This window comes from Gluconacetobacter sp., from assembly GCF_047721585.1.
Classification (GTDB): Bacteria; Pseudomonadota; Alphaproteobacteria; order Acetobacterales; family Acetobacteraceae; genus Gluconacetobacter; species Gluconacetobacter dulcium.
This window is the reverse complement of sequence record NZ_JBDNXE010000006.1, coordinates 61,112-78,081: the sequence shown is the minus strand read 5'-3', so window position 1 is coordinate 78,081 and position 16,970 is coordinate 61,112. Positions and strand designations below refer to the sequence as shown.

The window sequence follows — 16,970 nt, the reverse complement described above, 5'->3', positions numbered from 1 at the left end:
GCGCGCGTGTTTTGGGTACACGAGGCCCCCGGTTCGAGTCCGGGCGCCCCGACCAGCAAAAAATTAAAGGGAGTTTCGTTCCATGCGGGCCCGAATCTACAGGCAGGCAAAGACGGCCACCCAATCTGGCCAGGCGAATACCCACGACTGGATTCTGGAATACGGACAGACCCAACCCCGCCAGCAGGACTCGCTGATGGGCTGGACCGGCAGCCGCGACACCCGTTCGCAGTTGCGCCTGCAATTTCCCGACCGCGAAAGCGCCGTCGCCTATGCCGACCGACATGCGGTTCCCTACGATCTGGAACTGCCGGTGGCCCGGGTGCGCAAACCGAAACTCTACGCCGACAATTTCCGCTACGACCGGGTCCAGAACTGGACGCACTGACCGTGCTCTGGCAGAAGAAGCGCCACTGCGCATGCGCCCTTAGCTCAGTTGGATAGAGCAACAGCCTTCTAAGCTGTGGGTCGCTGGTTCGAATCCAGCAGGGCGCGCCAGTAGCAACGTTCTGGTACGAGGGCTGGTCCGCGTCGATCAGTCCGGCATCAGGGCGTCGTCAGGTCGCGAAACGCGACATGGCGGTTGACCGGAGAAAGCCGATATGTGGTATCCGTTCGCGGATACGATTGATGGCCCATACCGTTCAATCCCGCCGGAGAGGTGGCCGAGTGGTTTAAGGCAGCGGTCTTGAAAACCGCCGTGCGTGCAAGCGTACCGTGGGTTCGAATCCCACCCTCTCCGCCAATACCCGCAGAAAACAGCCACTCCCTGAACATCGCCGCCGCCGCCGCCTCCGCAAAATGCGAAGACTGTTCCTGCTCAGGATTTCGACGCGGTTGCCTCGTTCACCGTAATGACAGCTTCATTGGCGAAGGAGATAATATCCGCCGGCCGCTCCGTGTTCTCCTTCTGGGCCTGGGCAATACCGGCGGTGAAGGCCCGCACTTGCGCCAGTTCCTCGCGCACGTCGTTAAGGATTTCCATCAGGGCTGTATGGTCCTCAATCGCACGCTGGTCGGTGCCGCGTGCGATGACCGCATTGCCGACCATCAACGCGGGGAGCGCGACAAGCTGGATGCAGTTGCTGATATAGAGCAATGGCCCCTGCCATGATGCATTGACCAGCGGCAACAGCGAGAAAACGGTAAACATATAGACACACCAGATGCTGCCGAACATGACCGTCATCTTGACGGCAAGGCGATCATTGAATGCGTCGATCCATCGCGGGGCGCTCGGCGGCTGGTCGGCCCGGTGGCGGTCCCGGTAAAACCAGTTGAGCGGCTTCCAGACATGGGGCGATTTCAAGGACATGATCCATCTTCCTCATCGGCGACCGATAACCGTGCCGATCGTTCCCGGCCACTGTCGCACAGTCAACTCCCTGACACGCGCCGGCTATCAGACGGCAGCGCACGGCTACATCCGGACCGGTGCGCTGGATTCCCGGCATGATGCGCCGCAGCGACAAAAGCCGTCGACAGAGCTTCCGCTTCGTTCTCCCCCCCCCAATCCCCGTTCGCAGGGTAGATCCGCCCAGATATGACGCTCCCCGATCGCTTTGACCTGCATGAGCAACGGCATATGCCGGGTCGTGAGAAACATGCCAGATGCTGACTTCCATACAAGAAGTGTACGGGCATAGAAATTTAACGCCCCCCGATCAGGGAAAGACCTTGCCATGCACGCAACATGATCGTAGCTGTGTCCATGGCAATGCAGGGATGGATACGATCCGTCGGACTATGGCATATGCGAATATTACGGCCCTACATTTGTTATAGTGGGTAACCGCATAGCACGCGGCACACCCGGAGGACTCTCTTCCCATGATGCGTTCGCTTGATATCGCCAATACGGGCATGCAGGCTCAGACGACGAATGTCGAGACGATTTCCAATAACATTGCCAACATGACCACGACGGGCTACAAGCGTCGCCGCGCCGAATTCCAGGATTTGATTTACCAAGATCTGCGTCGGGCCGGGACCATGAGTTCCGATACCGGCGACCTTGTCCCGGCAGGTGCCCAGATCGGCCTTGGTGTACGCACCGCTGGCATCTACCGGATCAACGAACAGGGCACACTCGAACAGACGGGCAACTCACTTGATCTCGCGATCGAGGGACGCGGCTATTTCCGCGTAACGCTGCCTTCTGGTGAATATGCCTATACGCGCGATGGAACGTTCTCGCTATCGGAAGACGGAACCATCGTGTCGGCGGACGGCTATCCTCTGTCTCCCAATATTTCCCTGCCGAACAACGCCGAGAACATCACCATCGACCAATCCGGCCAGGTTCAGTACACCCTGTCCGGCCAGACGACGGCCCAGGTCGCAGGCCAGATTCAGCTCGCGACCTTCCAGAACGAAAACGGTCTGGCGGCGATGGGGCAGAACCTGTTCACCGAAACGACCTCATCAGGCACGGCAAATCTCAGCACGCCCCAAAGCGAAGGCTACGGATCGGTCCGGCAAGGCTTCGTGGAAGAGTCATCGGTCAACGTGGTCACTGAAATCACCGATCTGATCACGGCGCAGCGCGCCTATGAAATGAACAGCAAAGTCATCACTGCCTCCGACGAAATGCTGCAGACGCTGACGAACCTGAGATAACATGCGGAAGCGCGGGGTCATTGGGGGCATATTCGCGGCGGGCCTGATAGCAACATCCGTTGCGCATTCCCAGGCGGCGACACTCCGGAATGCCTCGGTCATCACGTCCGGCACAGTCAGACTGTCCGACCTCTTTGCCGATCTGGATCCGGGGCAGGACCGCGCTCTCGGGCCGGGTCCGGCTCCTGGCGCGAGCATTCAGGTCGGTGGCGCGCAACTGCTCGCCATTGCGGACCAGTATGGTGTGGACTGGCTCGATCAATCACCCAACGCCGTGGCGACCATTACCCGTGCGAGCCGCGTGCTTGATCAGGCTTATTTCGCTGACCTCATCAGGCAGAACCTGCCGGAACTCGGCAATGGCCCGGTTTCCATCGACCTCCGCGATTTTCATCCCATGATGGTCGCGCCTGATGACCCGAAGCCGGTCGTGCTGTCCGACGTCAAATGGGATCAGCGCAGCGGATGGTTTTCCGCGACTGTCTATCGCGGCCAGCCGAGCGGCGATATCACGCAGGATTCCTTCATGCTGACAGGCGTCATCCACGCGGCGCGCCGGCTGCTGGTTTATGCCCACGCTCTTCCCGCCGGCAGCGTGATCTCAGCCTCCGACGTCCAGATCGATGAATCCTATGCGGGACACATTTCCTCAAGGGCCTACACCGAAGAGGCCGATATTGATGGCATGACCGTGACTCATGGCGTCGTCGCCGGTTCGCCCGTCCTCGACCAGGATCTCCATCGCACCGTGCTGATGCACAAGGGCGACCCGGCGATGATCACATTCGCCGCTCCGGGCGTTCATCTGACCGCAACAGGCCGCGCACTGGAAGATGGCGGTGCGGGCCAATATATCCGTATCCTCAACGTATCGAGCGGCATGATCGTAACAGGCAGAGTGGTCAACGCATCGGAAATCGAGGTCGAGGCCGGGAGCAATCCGGTTCCCTCCGACGGGAATACACTGCGACGCCTGACGGCGCCTGCGCGCAACGCTTCGCGCGCGGATCTGTCCCTTCGGTAGCGGTCGCATATGCGCTGGAGCCTGCCTGTCATGAAACATCCCCTGTCCGGGGCGGTCCTCGCTGGATTACTGTGCCTGTCCGGATGCACCGGGCTCGCTGATATGAGCGAGATCGGCCATCCTCCCCGCATGACGACAACGTCAGATCCGACCCAGGCGCCCGATTACCGTCCGGTCACAATGCCTATGCCGCCACTCCAGCCCCCTCCGACAGAAGTCGGAAGCCTATGGCGACCGGGCAGCCGGGCCTTTTTCAAAGACCAGCGAGCCTCGCAGGTCGGCGACCTGATCACGATCGACGTCAATATCGCCGACAATGCAGCGGTGAGAAACAATACGAGCGCCGCAGGCAGCGGCTCACAGACATTTGGCATTCCGAGCTTCTTTGGCGCCCAGGGCAAGACCCTGTCCAGTTCCTCGGCCCTGGACACCAGCAGTGCCAGCGCCAATACCGGCACCGGCACGATCACGCGAAACGAAACGGTCACGCTCGCCCTTGCGGGCACGATTACCCAAGTCCTGCCCAACGGTAATTTCGTTGTCGTGGCTCGGCAGGAAGTCCGTGTGAATGGCGAACTGCGTCAGTTGATGGTCAGCGGTGTCGTCCGACCGCAAGACATCACCGAAGACAATATCGTCACTCACGACAGAATTGCCGAAGCGCGAATTTCCTACGGTGGCCGCGGTCAGTTGAGCCGGATTCAGACACCGCGTTACGGACAGCAGATTATGGATAGCGTTCTGCCATTCTAGCGCATTTCCACCGGCCTGAGCGCACCCATTCAAACAAAATCTGCCCTAACCTGTCATCTCATAGCCTGTCTGAAGATGGACGCAGGCGGGCTGTCCTCATGCCCCTCCTTCCTCCTTGTGCCGCACCGGCCAAGCGCGCACCATAAGGAAGCATGATCAGCCTCTTCGACCTCTTCAAGATCGGTATCGGCCCATCCTCGTCCCACACGGTCGGACCGATGCGCGCAGCCCGGCGCTTCATCGCGCATCTCAACCCCACGTTTCCGGTGGCGCGACTGCGCGTCACGCTCTATGGCTCGCTGGCCTGGACCGCCAGCGGTCATGCGACCGACAAGGCCGTCATCCTCGGTTTGGCGGGAGAAGCACCGGAAAGCGTCAATCCCGATGCAGCCGATGATATCGTCCACCAGATTGGCATCGACCGCAGACTCTTCGTGCATGGTCACCCCGTGGCCTTCGACCCTGCCTGCGATATCGTGCTGGATCGCGAGACGATTCCGCCCATCCACCCCAACACCTTGCAATTCGAGGCCCTGGCCAGCGACGGGACGGTACTGGATACCGCGCGCTTCTGTTCGGTTGGCGGTGGCTTCATCGTGCCAGAAGACGCAACGAAACAAGCCAGTTATGCCCAGCCGGACATGCCGCTCGACTTCACCAGCGGCACCGAACTGCTGGATCGAACGTGCCAAAGCGGCCTGACCGTCGCGGGCGTCGTCCTCGCCAACGAGAGCGCACTCCGTCCCCAAACCGAGATCGCAGCCTATCTGGACCTGATCATCGAGACCATGATGGCCTGCGTCGAACGTGGATTGGTCCAGCATGGCACGCTACCCGGTCGGATCAAGGTCCGTCGCCGCGCGGCCGCACTACACGAACGCCTGATGGAACGCGCGCGCCTCAACCAACGTCCACCGCATGAGGCGATGGATTGGGTCAGCCTGTTCGCCATCGCCGTGAATGAGGAAAACGCCGCCGGCGGTCGCGTCGTCACCGCCCCAACCAATGGCGCCGCGGGGGTCATTCCGGCCGTATTGCGCTATTATCGTGATTTCTGTCCTGATGCCTCGCGCGCCGGTATGCATGATTTCCTGCTGACGGCGGCGGCGGTCGGCGGATTGTTCAAGCTCAATGCGTCGATCTCAGGCGCCGAGGTCGGCTGCCAGGGCGAAGTGGGAGTCGCCTCATCCATGGCGGCGGCGGGCCTCGCGGCGGCACTTGGCGCAACGCCGCTCCAGATCGAAAACGCCGCCGAGATCGGCATGGAACATCATCTGGGCATGACCTGCGACCCGGTCGCCGGCCTGGTGCAGATCCCCTGCATCGAACGCAACGCCTTCGGTGCGGTAAAGGCGATCAACGCCGCGTCGCTGGCCATGCATGGCGACGGCGCACATCATGTCTCGCTGGATCAGGTTATCCGCACGATGGCTGAAACCGGCCGGGACATGAACCACCGCTACAAGGAAACAGCGCTGGGTGGCCTGGCCGTCAATTTCCCGGAATGCTGATCAATCCTTCCGTCTCAATGCCCCCATGACCAGCCGTATCCATGTATAATGATCGCGAAAATTTTCCAGAAGATGAATATTTTCGATGAAACACGTCATTATTATTACAAATCCAACGGCCGGGCATCATAGTCGTTCAAGAATTTCCCGCTTCATACGCCACCTGGAACAGGCCGGCCTGCGCACGACGATCGTACGCACGCACTATCCAGGCCACGCGACCCTCCTGGCCCGCAACGCCGCCGAGAGCGGAACCTATTCCCACATCGTCGCGGCGGGTGGAGACGGCACGATCGCAGAAGTATCGGCGGGCATGATCGGCACACCCGCCATCCTGGGCATCCTCCCCCTCGGCTCAGCCAACGTGCTGGCACAGGAATTGAGGATCCCCTTCAAGGAGTTCAGGAACGCTGCCCTGATCCACTCCGGGCATTTCACGACCATCTGGCCGGGCTATCTCCACACAAACGCCGGAAGCCAGCTTTTCGTGCAGATGGCAAGCATCGGGTTCGACGCCCACATCGTACACGGCACATCGACGCGGCTGAAGAGCTGGGTTGGGCGTGCCGCTTATGCCGCCAGCACGCTCTCATCCCTCTTCCGGTATGAACTGACGGAATTCACCGCCCTCATTGATGATATTCCCTATCAGGCCACGACCATCATCGTGTCAAAAGGATCACTCTACGCCGGAAAGTATAAGTTGACGCACCACTCCGCGCACGAGCAGAAAGCATTCTCGGTCATCCTGTTCCAAACATCCGGCAGGCTGGCCTTGGCAAGAACGATTCTCTCCCTGTTCCTCGGCCGGATCGGAAAGCAGAAGGGAGCGCGGACCCTGACCGCCACGACCGTCGAGGTGCCATCCCATGCCGCAATCCCTATCCAGAGCGACGGCGACAGAAAAGGGTTTTCCCCGGTTCATCTCGATATCGCCGCCTGCCCGCTTCGTGTGGCCACAGACCCAGTTCCCTCGTGACGAAACGGCGCCGCGCCCCATCAATCCGTCAGCAGGACGAAGCGCTTGCTCCTTCAGCCGCCCACAGGCAACGTGCAGTTTATCGCCGTTCGGATCGCGTACATAGGCACCGAAATAATCGGACCCACAACCCATCATGGGGACGTGAACCGGAGACCCTCTCGTCGCCGCCGCCACAGGCCATGGTGGCGCCAACGCCAATAGTCGCATGACCGAACATCCATCGCGTTCCGGCTGCCATGATCACGTCTCGGCCGGCACATTTTCAAGATCGATGCACCAAGCCGCCTGCGAAGCGGTGAAGATCTGTCGGCGTGGCCATATGCCGGGGTCGTCGTCCAGCGTGCCCGCCGGAACGATCATCAGTTGCCCGTTCCGCGTGGCATGCAGAACGGGCGTGCCATAGGTCCGGCAAATCGCGGTGGCGAAGCTGGCACCCGTCGGCAGATCCCAACGCATGACAGCCTCCGGGTCACCGGAAAGCCAGATGACAAGAATGGAGAAGCCATCAGGCCCCACCGCGCCATCCGCAGGATGATAGATGGCCCGCACACCCTGTCGAGGCCGCATGTTGCAGGCATGTCGCTGGTCGCCGACAGCATAGTTGGAATAGTATGCCCCCGGTTCGACCGTCACCGTGCCGTGCGCCGACATATCCTGCACCCGCACCGTGACCTGGCCGACGACCGAACAGTCCGGATTCAGCATGAACCATGTATTCACAATGCCGGGCTGACCGGTCGCCACCGTGAACTCCCGTACAAAATGGGCATCGGTGACCGATCCCATCGAAATATCGAAACGGGCAATGGTCCCGTCGGACCGCCGTTCAACGCAGCCGGCAAGCATGAGGGGCGCAACGAACCGAAGAGGAATAACGGCTCTCGTCGGAAACGTTCTCCGCAGGACAGGCCCAGAATGTCAGATCTCAGCGGTTCCGTCAGCAGAACGCCCGGCCTTCCACGGGTCATGATGGCAATTTTAGAATCCCCCTCCCGCACTGTCAGCGTCGACGGGTCACCTCATACAGCGCGACCGCCGCGGCATTCGAAACATTCAGGCTTTCCATGTCACCCGGCATCGCCAATCCGGCGATCTCGTCGCAATGTTCGCGGGTCAGGCGCCGCAATCCGTCCCCCTCGGCCCCGAGGACGAGGGCGGCACGCCGCTGTCCGAACGTACCTCCATCCAGCACGCCCCCACCAGCATCCAGCCCCACGACCCAGAAATTCCGCGCCTTCAGCAGATCCAGGGTACGGGCCAGATTCACCACGCGGACCAGCGGCACGACATCCAGCGCACCGGAAGCCGCCTTGGCCAAAGCCCCCGTCTCGTCGGGCGCATTGCGATCCATCACCACCACTGCGGCGGCGCCGAACGCCGCAGCCGAACGCAGGATCGCCCCGACATTGCGCGGATCGGTCACCTGGTCCAGCAGCAGCAGCGGGCCGGGGCGCTCCACGGCATCCTCGATCGCCAGTGGCGGCAGGATGTCGGTCAGGATCGCAACCCCCTGATGTACCGCGTCACGACCGCACAGAGCCTCGAACCGCGCCCGGTCAGCCCGCTGGGGCTGCATCGGCAGGGACGCTTCCAGCCGCTGACGCAGAGCGGCCTCCCCCTCTTCCGTCGTCAGGATCTGACGGATTCGCCGCTCCGGGTTCGCCAGCGCCGCGAGGGCCGGATGCAGGCCATACAGCCAATACGTACCGCGCGGCGTGGTTCCCCCGCTCCGCCGGGAAGGTCGGGAGGGCTCACGGGCAGCAGTCTCCGCCCGATTATCGGTCGAATGAGGGGCGATTCGGGCGTCCGGACGACGCGGGGAGCGGTTACGCATCTCCTTGATATAGGGCGAACTGCCTCGCCCGTCACGACGTGACACACGAGAACGCATGACAAGCCCATTGACAGGTCCCGCCGATAGCCTTAACCACCCTTCCCAACACGGAAGGGTGCCCGAGTGGCTAAAGGGGGCGGACTGTAAATCCGCTGGCGTACGCCTACGTTGGTTCGAATCCAACCCCTTCCACCATTCTTTTTTCAAAAAACGGCGGTAAAATTGTTACAATAATTGTAACAATACAATGACAGAATGCGCTCTTCCCCCCAAATAGCCGACCATTAGCCATCCGGTAAATCCAGGTCAGTTCTTTCCGCTACGTCACCCTGACCCAGCACGCCCGGGTCCCTGTATGGAACCGCCTGCCGGCTTTGAAGCCCCGCAAACCGGAAATACGTCCCGACATCGCCCCTTGCCTTTCCTCCGGCCGCGCTCTACTCCGCCCTGAGAAAACAAGCTGCCAAGCCATGGCCCGACTTGACAGAGGCCGTCATTCCCAGCATTTTTATTGCGCGGCAACAGAAACATGCGATTTCGGTTTCCGAATTACCGCGTCCGTTGCATTCAATGCCTACGGAGACTCCGTAACTTGCAGAAAAGCAAGCCAGCCACAGATTCCGCCAGAACTCATTATGGACAAAGCGCGAAAACCCGTAACGAGTTGCCCGCGTAAGTCCATTTTATCGCCTGTATTCCCGAGTTGGTCCAACACCATGTCACGTCTTCGACACGAATCCGAAAGCCGATCAGGTTAAGATGCTGATACCTCGCCTGTCATTCGGGAAGCTCGTGCATGTGTCGTCGATTCTGATGACTCTGCTGCTGGCGATGAACATGCATGCGCTCGCCGGCCACCTGAAGGATGACACCATAGAGGCCGACGACACGACGACGCAGACCCCAGCCCCGCAGAAAGACCAAGGCAGACCTGCGGAAACCACAGAACGCACCTTGAACACCGCGAAGAATGCCACCGAAGGGTGGACCTCGGTTCTCTATTCGGACGAACATGACGTGGCAAAGCGTGCCACAGGCTCGGCCATGCCGACCGCCGCAGCCGCCACCCACTCCTCCGAACTCTGCCTGGACGAAGATTGCCCTCCTGTAGCGGCGAATGCAGCGAAGCCGAGTCAGAGCGCCGATCCCGAAGTCGCCAAAGCGGAAGCAGATCTGGTCCAGAACATTCTGACGAGACAATCCACCTTCGACGACGAACAGAAAAACCTCGAAGAACAGAAACATATCCTTGATGCCGCCCAGGCCGCCATCAATGAAAAGATGCGGAACCTGGACAGTTCAATGGCGGCCCTTGCCGAACGGCAGGCCGCGCATCGCGAAACGATGTCAGCCGAAACAGACAGGCTGGTCAGGATCTACGAGGAAATGCCTCCCAAGGAAGCTGCGGCGGTGTTCAACATCATGGACATCCATGTGCTGGTTTCCATCGCCAACAAAATGAGCCCCCGGAAAATATCGGCCGTCATGGGGTATATGATGCCCGAGCGGGTCAATATCGTTTCGCAATACATGGCAGGGGTCAGAACATTCCGCCCTCTCCACACGTCTCTTGATGGCATGACCGGACAGCCTGGAGATTCGGCAGCACTGACCTGGTTACCCAAATCGAGGGCCGACCAGAACGCCCTAAAACTGTCGCGCCAGTGATCCTCCACCCCATGACGGAACCGTTTCACGACCATTCGTCCGATTCGAAAATAATCACATCCAACATTGTAGTTTTTTACTTTTGAACCCACCACGAAAGTGGATTGATTTCTTTCCGAATGTTGCACACGGAAAAACCGACACCACCGGTTGTGAAGGTGGGCGCGCGCAGGCATATTCGGCATCATTTCCGTACGGCATTCTGGAACACCCAGACATCATGCGATCGGAAGGCAGTCTTACTGAGGGGCAGGAACGGGCAGTCATGACAGTCAGGCGCGGAGCGATGGTACTGATGACCACACTTCTCGCGGGCTGCTCCGCCGACACGGTCGCCCGGCACCTGACGGGCCGTGAATGCAATGCCGGCTACATCCAGAAAGGCGAGGATTGGTGCGCGCCGCCGGAAAGACCACCCGTTCCACAGCCTTATTGCACCCAGAGCTGGAACGGTGTGGATTGCTGGGGCCGTCCGGACCAGATGCCGAACGTCGCACGGCAAGTGGCCCAGGGTCCGACCGGCCTGACTCAGGACCAGAACGCGGACCGACTGAACATGAACGTCAAACAGGCGCCGCCGACCAACGATTACATCCCTTGAACCCGTGGGACAGGACGCAGGGTCCAGAACAGGAACAGCGGAGGCAATCCGTCTTCCAATTGCCACATGACCGAATCCGGTTTTTTGCGGGTTTTCGTCATGAATTGGCGTTTCGCTCTTCCTGAGAAGACCGGCTGCGCTATGATGGCGGCACAGTGCTTCCGGATCGCGTTGATGCGCCTGACAGCGCGGTGGCAATGCGAACGGCAGAGATTTCGAATGATCAAACTCCCTGGGGATACCACAAGTTCCCGGCCCGGCACTGTATCAACGTAGCGGTTTTCTTATGCAAAATTTTTTGGCTGGCCTTAAGGGGCTCGGGCGTACGCGATTGATGGTGATGGGGGCTGCCGCGGCAGTCCTCCTTACGGCAATCGGCCTTTTCGCCTTCCGGGGCAGCGGCCAGTCGATGGCCCTCCTGTATGGTGGTGTCGACCTCAATGAGGCCGCCCATATGGTCGAGGACCTGACCAAGGCGCATATTCCCAACCGTACGAACAGCGACGGCACCAGCATCTACGTCCCACAGAATCAGGTCGCCAGCGCGCGCCTCCTACTCGCCAAGGACGGCCTGCCAAGCGGCGGAAGCGTCGGATACGAACTGTTCGACAAGAGCGCGACGCTCACCAGCACGCAGTTCGAGCAGACGATCAACGAAACCCGGGCCATGGAAGGCGAACTGGAACGGTCCATTCGCCTCCTGCAGGGGGTGCGCAACGTCCGGGTTCATCTCGTCCTGCCCCACCGCGACCTGTTCTCGACCCAGACCAGCCCCTCCCAGGCCAGCGTGGTGCTCGATATCGGCCGCGGCGGGCGTATCGCGCCAGACGGCATCCAGGCCATCCAGAACCTGGTGGCGGCAGCCGTACCCGGCCTGCGCCCGCAGAACATCTCGATCGTCGATACGCGCGGCGACGTGCTGGCCAAGCCAGGCGATCCCGACAGCCCGGATGGCCAGGCCAACTCGCTTGAGAAATTTCGCCACGCCGAAGAACAGCGCCTGGCCCAGGCCGCCGAAGAGATCCTGATCCCCACGCTGGGCAGCGGCCATGTCCGGGCGCGCGCGGCCGTCACCATCAATACCGACGAAATTCACGAAACCGAGGAAAATTACGACCCTAATCAGCAGGTCCTGAGGTCGCAGCAGACGACGTCCGACAAGAGCGTCAACACCGAAGCGACGCCCAACACCACGGTCGCGAACAATCTGCCGAATGCCAATGCGAACCAGAACAATCGCACCGGCTCCAATGACGACCGCGAGGAAGAGACCGACAATTACGAGATCGGCAAGCGGGTCCGGATCATAAGCCAGACCCGCCCCCGGGTCTCCAGAATCAGTCTGGCCGTTCTGGTCGACGGCACATACAGCAAGGACAAGGCGGGCAACGACGTCTGGAAGCCGCTGGACACCGCCGAGGTCGAGAGGCTGACGGCCCTGGTCAGAACCGCCGTCGGCTATGACAAGAGCCGTGGCGACGAGGTCAATGTCGTCTCCATGCGCTTCATGGCAGAACCCGAAGGCGCTTTCGGCGCGGAGAGTTCCAGCCTGTTCACACGCGATACCCTGATTTACGTCGCCGAATGGGTCGTTCCCATTCTCCTGGCGGTCGGGGCCATCTTCCTGGCGATTCGTCCCATTCTGCGGCGCGGCAAGAATCTGCCCGAACTCCTTGCAACGACGCCTCTGGAGACGCTGCCGGGAGCCCCCCCCGGCGCCGCCGCCGTCGGCCAGATCCCAGGGCAGCCAGGTCCGACTCTGGCCGCGGTCGAAGGCAATGTCGACGACACGGTTTCCATCGAGGGAATCGAAGGAAAACTCCGGATGGCAGCCCTTACGAAAGTATCGGATCGTATAGAGCAAAGCCCCCGCGAGACCATCTTCATCATCCGCAACTGGCTCGCCGCGCCGGACATCAAGAAAGGACGAGACCGTGAGTGACAGCGCCATGGAAGCCGCACCGGGATTCATGGCGCCGTCGCCGCCCCAGGTGTTCCACCTGACCGGCAAACAGAAGGCCGCCATCCTTATGCTGGCAGTCGGACGCGACAAGGCGGCCAAACTGCTGAAATTACTGCATGAGGACGAAATCCGCGATATATCCATCGCGATGGCCAGCCTCGGCATCGTCAGGGCCGAAGCGGTCGAGAGCGTCTGCCGCGAGTTCACAAAGAACTTCGAGTCGCCAGACGGCCTCGTCGGCACATATGAAACCACCGAGGAATTCCTGCGCCGGGCTCTCCCATCCGACCAGGTCGAAAAGATCATGGACGAAATCCGTGGTCCCGCCGGCCGGACGATGTGGGACAAGCTGGGCAACGTGCAGGAAACCGTACTGGCCAACTACCTGCGCAGCGAATACCCGCAGACCGCCGCCGTCATTCTCACCCGCCTGCAGCCCGCCCATGCCGCGCGCGTCCTCTCCTTGCTGCCGGAGGACTACGCGACCGATGTCATGATGCGCATCCTGCATATGGAAACGGTCCAGCGCGACGTTCTGGACAGTGTCGAAGCGACCCTGCGTTCCGAATTCATCTCCACCCTCGGCCGGTCGACCCGGCGGGACAGCTTTGAACTGCTTGCCGAAGTCTTCAATAACTTCGACCGCAAGACCGAAACGCGCCTCATGGAATCGATGGACAAACGCAATCACGACGACATGGAAAAAGTGAAGGCGTTGATGTTCACGTTCGAGGACATCAAACGGCTGCCGCGTGAATCGCTCATGCGAATCGTCAACGAGATCGATCGTGAAAAATTGCCACTAGCCCTTAAGGGCGCGTCCGACACCATCCGCAAGCTGTTCCTGCAATGCATGTCCAAGCGCGCCGGCAGCATGCTGCTCGAAGAAGTCGCCTCGCTGGGGCCTGTCCGCGTCAAAGATGTCGAAACGGCACAGACTGAAATCGTCCTGACGATCAAGAATCTGGCGAATGCCGGCGAAATCGACCTGACCGAAAGCGCCGGCAATGATGAAATCATTCCGTGACGCCCTCTCCCGCCAACCGGCCGGGCGTGCCTGACATGGCGGGAACAGAGACCCGGCCGAAAGGCGCGCGCGCGGTCAACAATACGCGCATCTTGCGACCGCTGCTCGATCTGGAAGATTTCGGCGCGGCGCCGGGACTGGATGCCGAAAGCATAACGGCGGATGAAGCCGCCAGTGCCGAGCCCGCACCGGACCCGAATCTCGTCACGATGCATCGCGACGAAATCGCAGCCCTACGCGACGCGGCGTTCCGCGAAGGTCAGGAACTAGGCGCGAACGAGAAGGAAGAGGCGCTCCGTCACGAATTCGCCTCCCAGTTGGCCTCTCTTGCCGCCTCATTCGAGGCCGAGAGCACCCGGCGGCATCAGGTTGTCGCGGAAGCCACTCAATCCTTCGTCGCCGCCGTCGTGGAGATTGTCAGGAGCCTGACGGCCCTGGATCACACGGTACTGGGCGGGCTGGAACGCGATCTTGTGGCAGATGCCGCATGCTTCGCCACGGAGTGCGAAGGCGCCGTCACGATCCGCTGCCGAGAGACTGACGCGGGCTTCCTGCAATCGGTCATCGGGGCGGAGGGACGTATCCAGATAGAAACTGTCCCTGATACCGAACCCGCCATCATCAGCATCGTCTCGGCGGCGAATAGCATTGTCATCGATCCGCAAGAGTGGCGAAAATCCGTTGCGGAAAAGATTGTCACCGCTGTCACGGCCCTGGCCGGACAGCGCGCGGATCAACGAACATCGAAGGCATAGACCAGGCGGAGAGAATCATGAATTCGGATACTGGACACATGGGACTGGAAGATTTCGCCACCAGCGCGGCGGCAACACCGGCCGCTGCCGCGACGGAACCTGCCGACAAGGATGCAACGACCGTTGGCGCCAGCCAGATGGAAGCGGTCTACGACATCCCGGTCAAGATCACGGCCGTCATCGGCACGGCGACCATGCCCGTCAGCCAACTGCTGCGACTGGGGCGCGGCGCGGTCGTGGAACTGAACAAGAAGCTGGGCGAAGCGGTGGATATCTACGCGAACAACCGACTGATCGCACGCGGTGAAGTCGTGGTTGTCGACGACAACCATATCGGCGTGACGATGACGGAAATCCTGTCCTCCTCGCCCACTCAGCAGGGCTGAAAGAGGCGGAATGTCGGCAACAGGCCTCCTTACGCCCCAGGCGGGATCACTGGCGCACGGGACCGGCAGTTTCGCCTCCGCATGGCTTGCCTATCTTGCGTCGTTCGTGATCGTCATCGCGCTGATTCTCCTCAGCCGCCACGGTCTGAAATATCTGGAGCCCTACCTGCTTAAAGGGCGTCGGACCCGTAGTCTGGCGATCGTCGAAAGCCTGGCCATCGACCAGCGTCGACGGCTCAGTATCATACGATACAACAGCAGAACGGGACTGATCCTGACAGGCGGCGGAAATGACCTGTTCCTGGGATGGATGGACGAGCAGGGCACTTCACAGCCGCCCTCGCCGCCCTCGCCTATCCTGCCGGCGGACCTCCATGCCGGCTGAAGGCGCACCTCCCTCGAAGCATACGCGAGCCTGCCCGGCCGCCATGAGAGCGTTTAATGAAACCGCACCGAATTTCACACGATGCGGATTCGGACCATCCTCGGGATCAAGAGGAACAGGGGAGCGTGATGCGTTGACGACCCGACTGCCCACGAACCGTCCTGCCGGTTTCGGGGCCATCATCACAGGCATTCTTGCCTTTGCGGTGCTGGCTGTCATGCCCGACCTGGTCCATGCACAGGCACTGACCCTGGATCTCGGCAAGGGGCTCGGAGACACAGGCACGACAAGCCGCCTCATTCAGTTGACGGCGCTCATCACCCTGCTGTCCTTTGCTCCCAGCCTGCTGGTAATGGTCACCGCGTTCACACGCATCATCATTGTCCTCTCTCTGCTGCGCGGCGCCATCGGCGCGCAGGGAACGCCGCCGAACACGGTGGTGATCGGTCTGGCGATGTTCCTGACCTTTTTCGTGATGCAGCCGGTCCTCGAACAGTCCTGGAACCATGGCATCGCCCCCATGATGGAAGGACAGGTCAGCGAAATCGATGGCCTGAAGGCAGCAGCCGAGCCCTTCCGCACCTTCATGCTTGCCAACGCACGACCGGCCGACATCGCGACTTTTCAGCATCTGGCCAACCTTCCGCCGCCGAAGACGGCTGCCGAAACGCCCTGGCGGGTCATCATGCCAGCCTTCATGATCGGTGAACTCAGCCGCGGCTTCGAAATGGGTTTCCTGCTTTATCTTCCATTCCTCGTCATTGATATCGTCACGGCGAGCGTACTGATGAGCCTGGGCATGATGATGCTGCCCCCGGCGACGATCTCGCTGCCTTTCAAGCTGATCTTCTTCGTCATGGTGGATGGCTGGCAGATGGTGGCAGGCGGCCTCGTCCGAAGCTTCGGCGGATGAGCCATCCTCACCTGGCAACAGGACAATGCATGCGCGCCGCATCGTTCCCGCTTTTTGACAGGTGACAGAATCCGTCCGCCACGACGAAAAGCCGCCCTCCGAAGCGGTATCGATGGCACCCGATCTGCAATAAGATTTAACGACTTATTAATTGATTTACGTCATGTCCAATAGCGATATCCCGGGGTATGGGAGACCTTCTTCCGACCATCCCTTCGGGACATGCCCGTTCCGGCGGCGGTAGACAAAGCGAGAATGGCCAACAGGCAATGCAAGCGTTCGAAGTTGGCGAGCAATACCGTATGCAAGGACCACTTCCTGCCTTCCGGCTCCGCGCCGGCTGGCTGGCCATCCCTCCTTCGTCCCTGACACACATTCGGATAGAACCACCCGTTTACAAGGTTCCCACAGGGCCTTGGAGAACAGGCATCAGCCCATTATCCTCGGCGCAAGCCAAGAGGCAGCCGTGAAAAGCCATCGGGATCCGGCATTCCGCCCGAAGCGAGACCGTATGCGCGCGGCTCCACATGACGGCGCCCCGCCAGATGC

At 60.7% G+C, this 16,970-nt stretch carries 17 protein-coding genes and 3 tRNA genes; 17 read left to right on the top strand and 3 right to left on the bottom strand.

Features of this window, described 5'->3' with window-relative positions; all coding sequences use genetic code 11:
- The first annotated feature begins 82 nt into the window (after window positions 1-82).
- The 3 genes from ABF821_RS02745 to ABF821_RS02735 all read left to right on the top strand — a co-directional run bounded on the left by ABF821_RS02745 (window position 83) and on the right by ABF821_RS02735 (window position 745).
- Complete coding sequence (locus ABF821_RS02745; RefSeq protein WP_182972264.1) at window positions 83-388, top strand: ETC complex I subunit; 306 nt, start codon at window positions 83-85, stop codon at window positions 386-388.
- Window positions 389-421: 33 nt separating this feature from the next.
- A tRNA-Arg gene (locus ABF821_RS02740) sits at window positions 422-498 on the top strand.
- Window positions 499-655: 157 nt separating this feature from the next.
- Window positions 656-745 (top strand) — tRNA-Ser (locus ABF821_RS02735).
- 75 nt (window positions 746-820) lie between these two features.
- Here ABF821_RS02735 and ABF821_RS02730 read toward each other — a convergent pair.
- Window positions 821-1,189, bottom strand: a complete 369-nt coding sequence (locus ABF821_RS02730) for a hypothetical protein (protein ID WP_246400945.1) — start codon at window positions 1,187-1,189, stop codon at window positions 821-823.
- A 644-nt stretch (window positions 1,190-1,833) separates the two neighbouring features.
- Between ABF821_RS02730 and flgG the strand changes: the two genes are divergently transcribed.
- The 5 genes from flgG (at window position 1,834) to ABF821_RS02705 (ending at window position 6,886) form a co-directional block, all read left to right on the top strand.
- The gene (flgG, locus tag ABF821_RS02725; RefSeq protein WP_182972415.1) at window positions 1,834-2,619 is read left to right on the top strand and encodes a flagellar basal-body rod protein FlgG; all 786 of its coding nucleotides are present in this window, start codon (window positions 1,834-1,836) and stop codon (window positions 2,617-2,619) included.
- 1 nt (window position 2,620) lies between these two features.
- Window positions 2,621-3,643, top strand: a complete 1,023-nt coding sequence (gene flgA, locus ABF821_RS02720) for a flagellar basal body P-ring formation chaperone FlgA (RefSeq protein ID WP_182972265.1) — start codon at window positions 2,621-2,623, stop codon at window positions 3,641-3,643.
- 30 nt (window positions 3,644-3,673) lie between these two features.
- Complete coding sequence (gene flgH, locus ABF821_RS02715; RefSeq protein WP_246400754.1) at window positions 3,674-4,396, top strand: flagellar basal body L-ring protein FlgH; 723 nt, start codon at window positions 3,674-3,676, stop codon at window positions 4,394-4,396.
- A gap of 152 nt (window positions 4,397-4,548) precedes the next feature.
- Entirely contained in the window at window positions 4,549-5,907 is a 1,359-nt protein-coding gene (locus ABF821_RS02710) for an L-serine ammonia-lyase (protein WP_415528980.1), read from the top strand.
- An 85-nt stretch (window positions 5,908-5,992) separates the two neighbouring features.
- The gene (locus tag ABF821_RS02705; protein WP_415528979.1) at window positions 5,993-6,886 is read left to right on the top strand and encodes a diacylglycerol/lipid kinase family protein; all 894 of its coding nucleotides are present in this window, start codon (window positions 5,993-5,995) and stop codon (window positions 6,884-6,886) included.
- A gap of 243 nt (window positions 6,887-7,129) precedes the next feature.
- Here the strand turns inward: ABF821_RS02705 and ABF821_RS02700 are convergent, their stop codons facing one another.
- Both ABF821_RS02700 and ABF821_RS02695 read right to left on the bottom strand, forming a co-directional pair.
- Window positions 7,130-7,735 (bottom strand): GFA family protein, encoded by a 606-nt coding sequence (locus tag ABF821_RS02700; RefSeq protein ID WP_415528978.1) that lies wholly within the window; start codon window positions 7,733-7,735, stop codon window positions 7,130-7,132.
- A 154-nt stretch (window positions 7,736-7,889) separates the two neighbouring features.
- Window positions 7,890-8,780, bottom strand: coding sequence for a TrmH family RNA methyltransferase (locus ABF821_RS02695; protein ID WP_220791617.1), 891 nt, complete (start codon window positions 8,778-8,780; stop codon window positions 7,890-7,892).
- Between the two features lie 52 nt (window positions 8,781-8,832).
- Between ABF821_RS02695 and ABF821_RS02690 the strand changes: the two genes are divergently transcribed.
- The 9 genes from ABF821_RS02690 to fliP all read left to right on the top strand — a co-directional run bounded on the left by ABF821_RS02690 (window position 8,833) and on the right by fliP (window position 16,421).
- Window positions 8,833-8,918 (top strand) — tRNA-Tyr (locus tag ABF821_RS02690).
- A 603-nt stretch (window positions 8,919-9,521) separates the two neighbouring features.
- Window positions 9,522-10,391: a MotE family protein gene (locus tag ABF821_RS02685; RefSeq protein WP_182972270.1), complete on the top strand. Its 870-nt coding sequence runs from the start codon at window positions 9,522-9,524 to the stop codon at window positions 10,389-10,391.
- Between the two features lie 265 nt (window positions 10,392-10,656).
- The gene (locus ABF821_RS02680) at window positions 10,657-10,992 is read left to right on the top strand and encodes a hypothetical protein (protein WP_182972271.1); all 336 of its coding nucleotides are present in this window, start codon (window positions 10,657-10,659) and stop codon (window positions 10,990-10,992) included.
- 334 nt (window positions 10,993-11,326) lie between these two features.
- Window positions 11,327-12,934 carry a flagellar basal-body MS-ring/collar protein FliF gene (gene fliF, locus ABF821_RS02675; RefSeq protein WP_415528977.1) on the top strand — a complete coding sequence of 536 codons (1,608 nt, stop codon included), beginning with the start codon at window positions 11,327-11,329 and terminating at the stop codon, window positions 12,932-12,934.
- A gap of 28 nt (window positions 12,935-12,962) precedes the next feature.
- Complete coding sequence (fliG, locus tag ABF821_RS02670; protein ID WP_415528983.1) at window positions 12,963-13,982, top strand: flagellar motor switch protein FliG; 1,020 nt, start codon at window positions 12,963-12,965, stop codon at window positions 13,980-13,982.
- Window positions 13,983-14,017: 35 nt separating this feature from the next.
- Window positions 14,018-14,737, top strand: coding sequence for a hypothetical protein (locus ABF821_RS02665; protein ID WP_415528976.1), 720 nt, complete (start codon window positions 14,018-14,020; stop codon window positions 14,735-14,737).
- Between the two features lie 17 nt (window positions 14,738-14,754).
- Entirely contained in the window at window positions 14,755-15,123 is a 369-nt protein-coding gene (fliN, locus tag ABF821_RS02660) for a flagellar motor switch protein FliN (protein ID WP_182972273.1), read from the top strand.
- Window positions 15,124-15,133: 10 nt separating this feature from the next.
- Window positions 15,134-15,508, top strand: a complete 375-nt coding sequence (locus tag ABF821_RS02655; protein WP_415528975.1) for a hypothetical protein — start codon at window positions 15,134-15,136, stop codon at window positions 15,506-15,508.
- A 217-nt stretch (window positions 15,509-15,725) separates the two neighbouring features.
- A complete protein-coding gene (gene fliP / locus ABF821_RS02650) occupies window positions 15,726-16,421 on the top strand; it encodes a flagellar type III secretion system pore protein FliP (RefSeq protein ID WP_183009027.1) in 696 nt (231 codons plus the stop codon).
- Window positions 16,422-16,970: the final 549 nt, after the last annotated feature.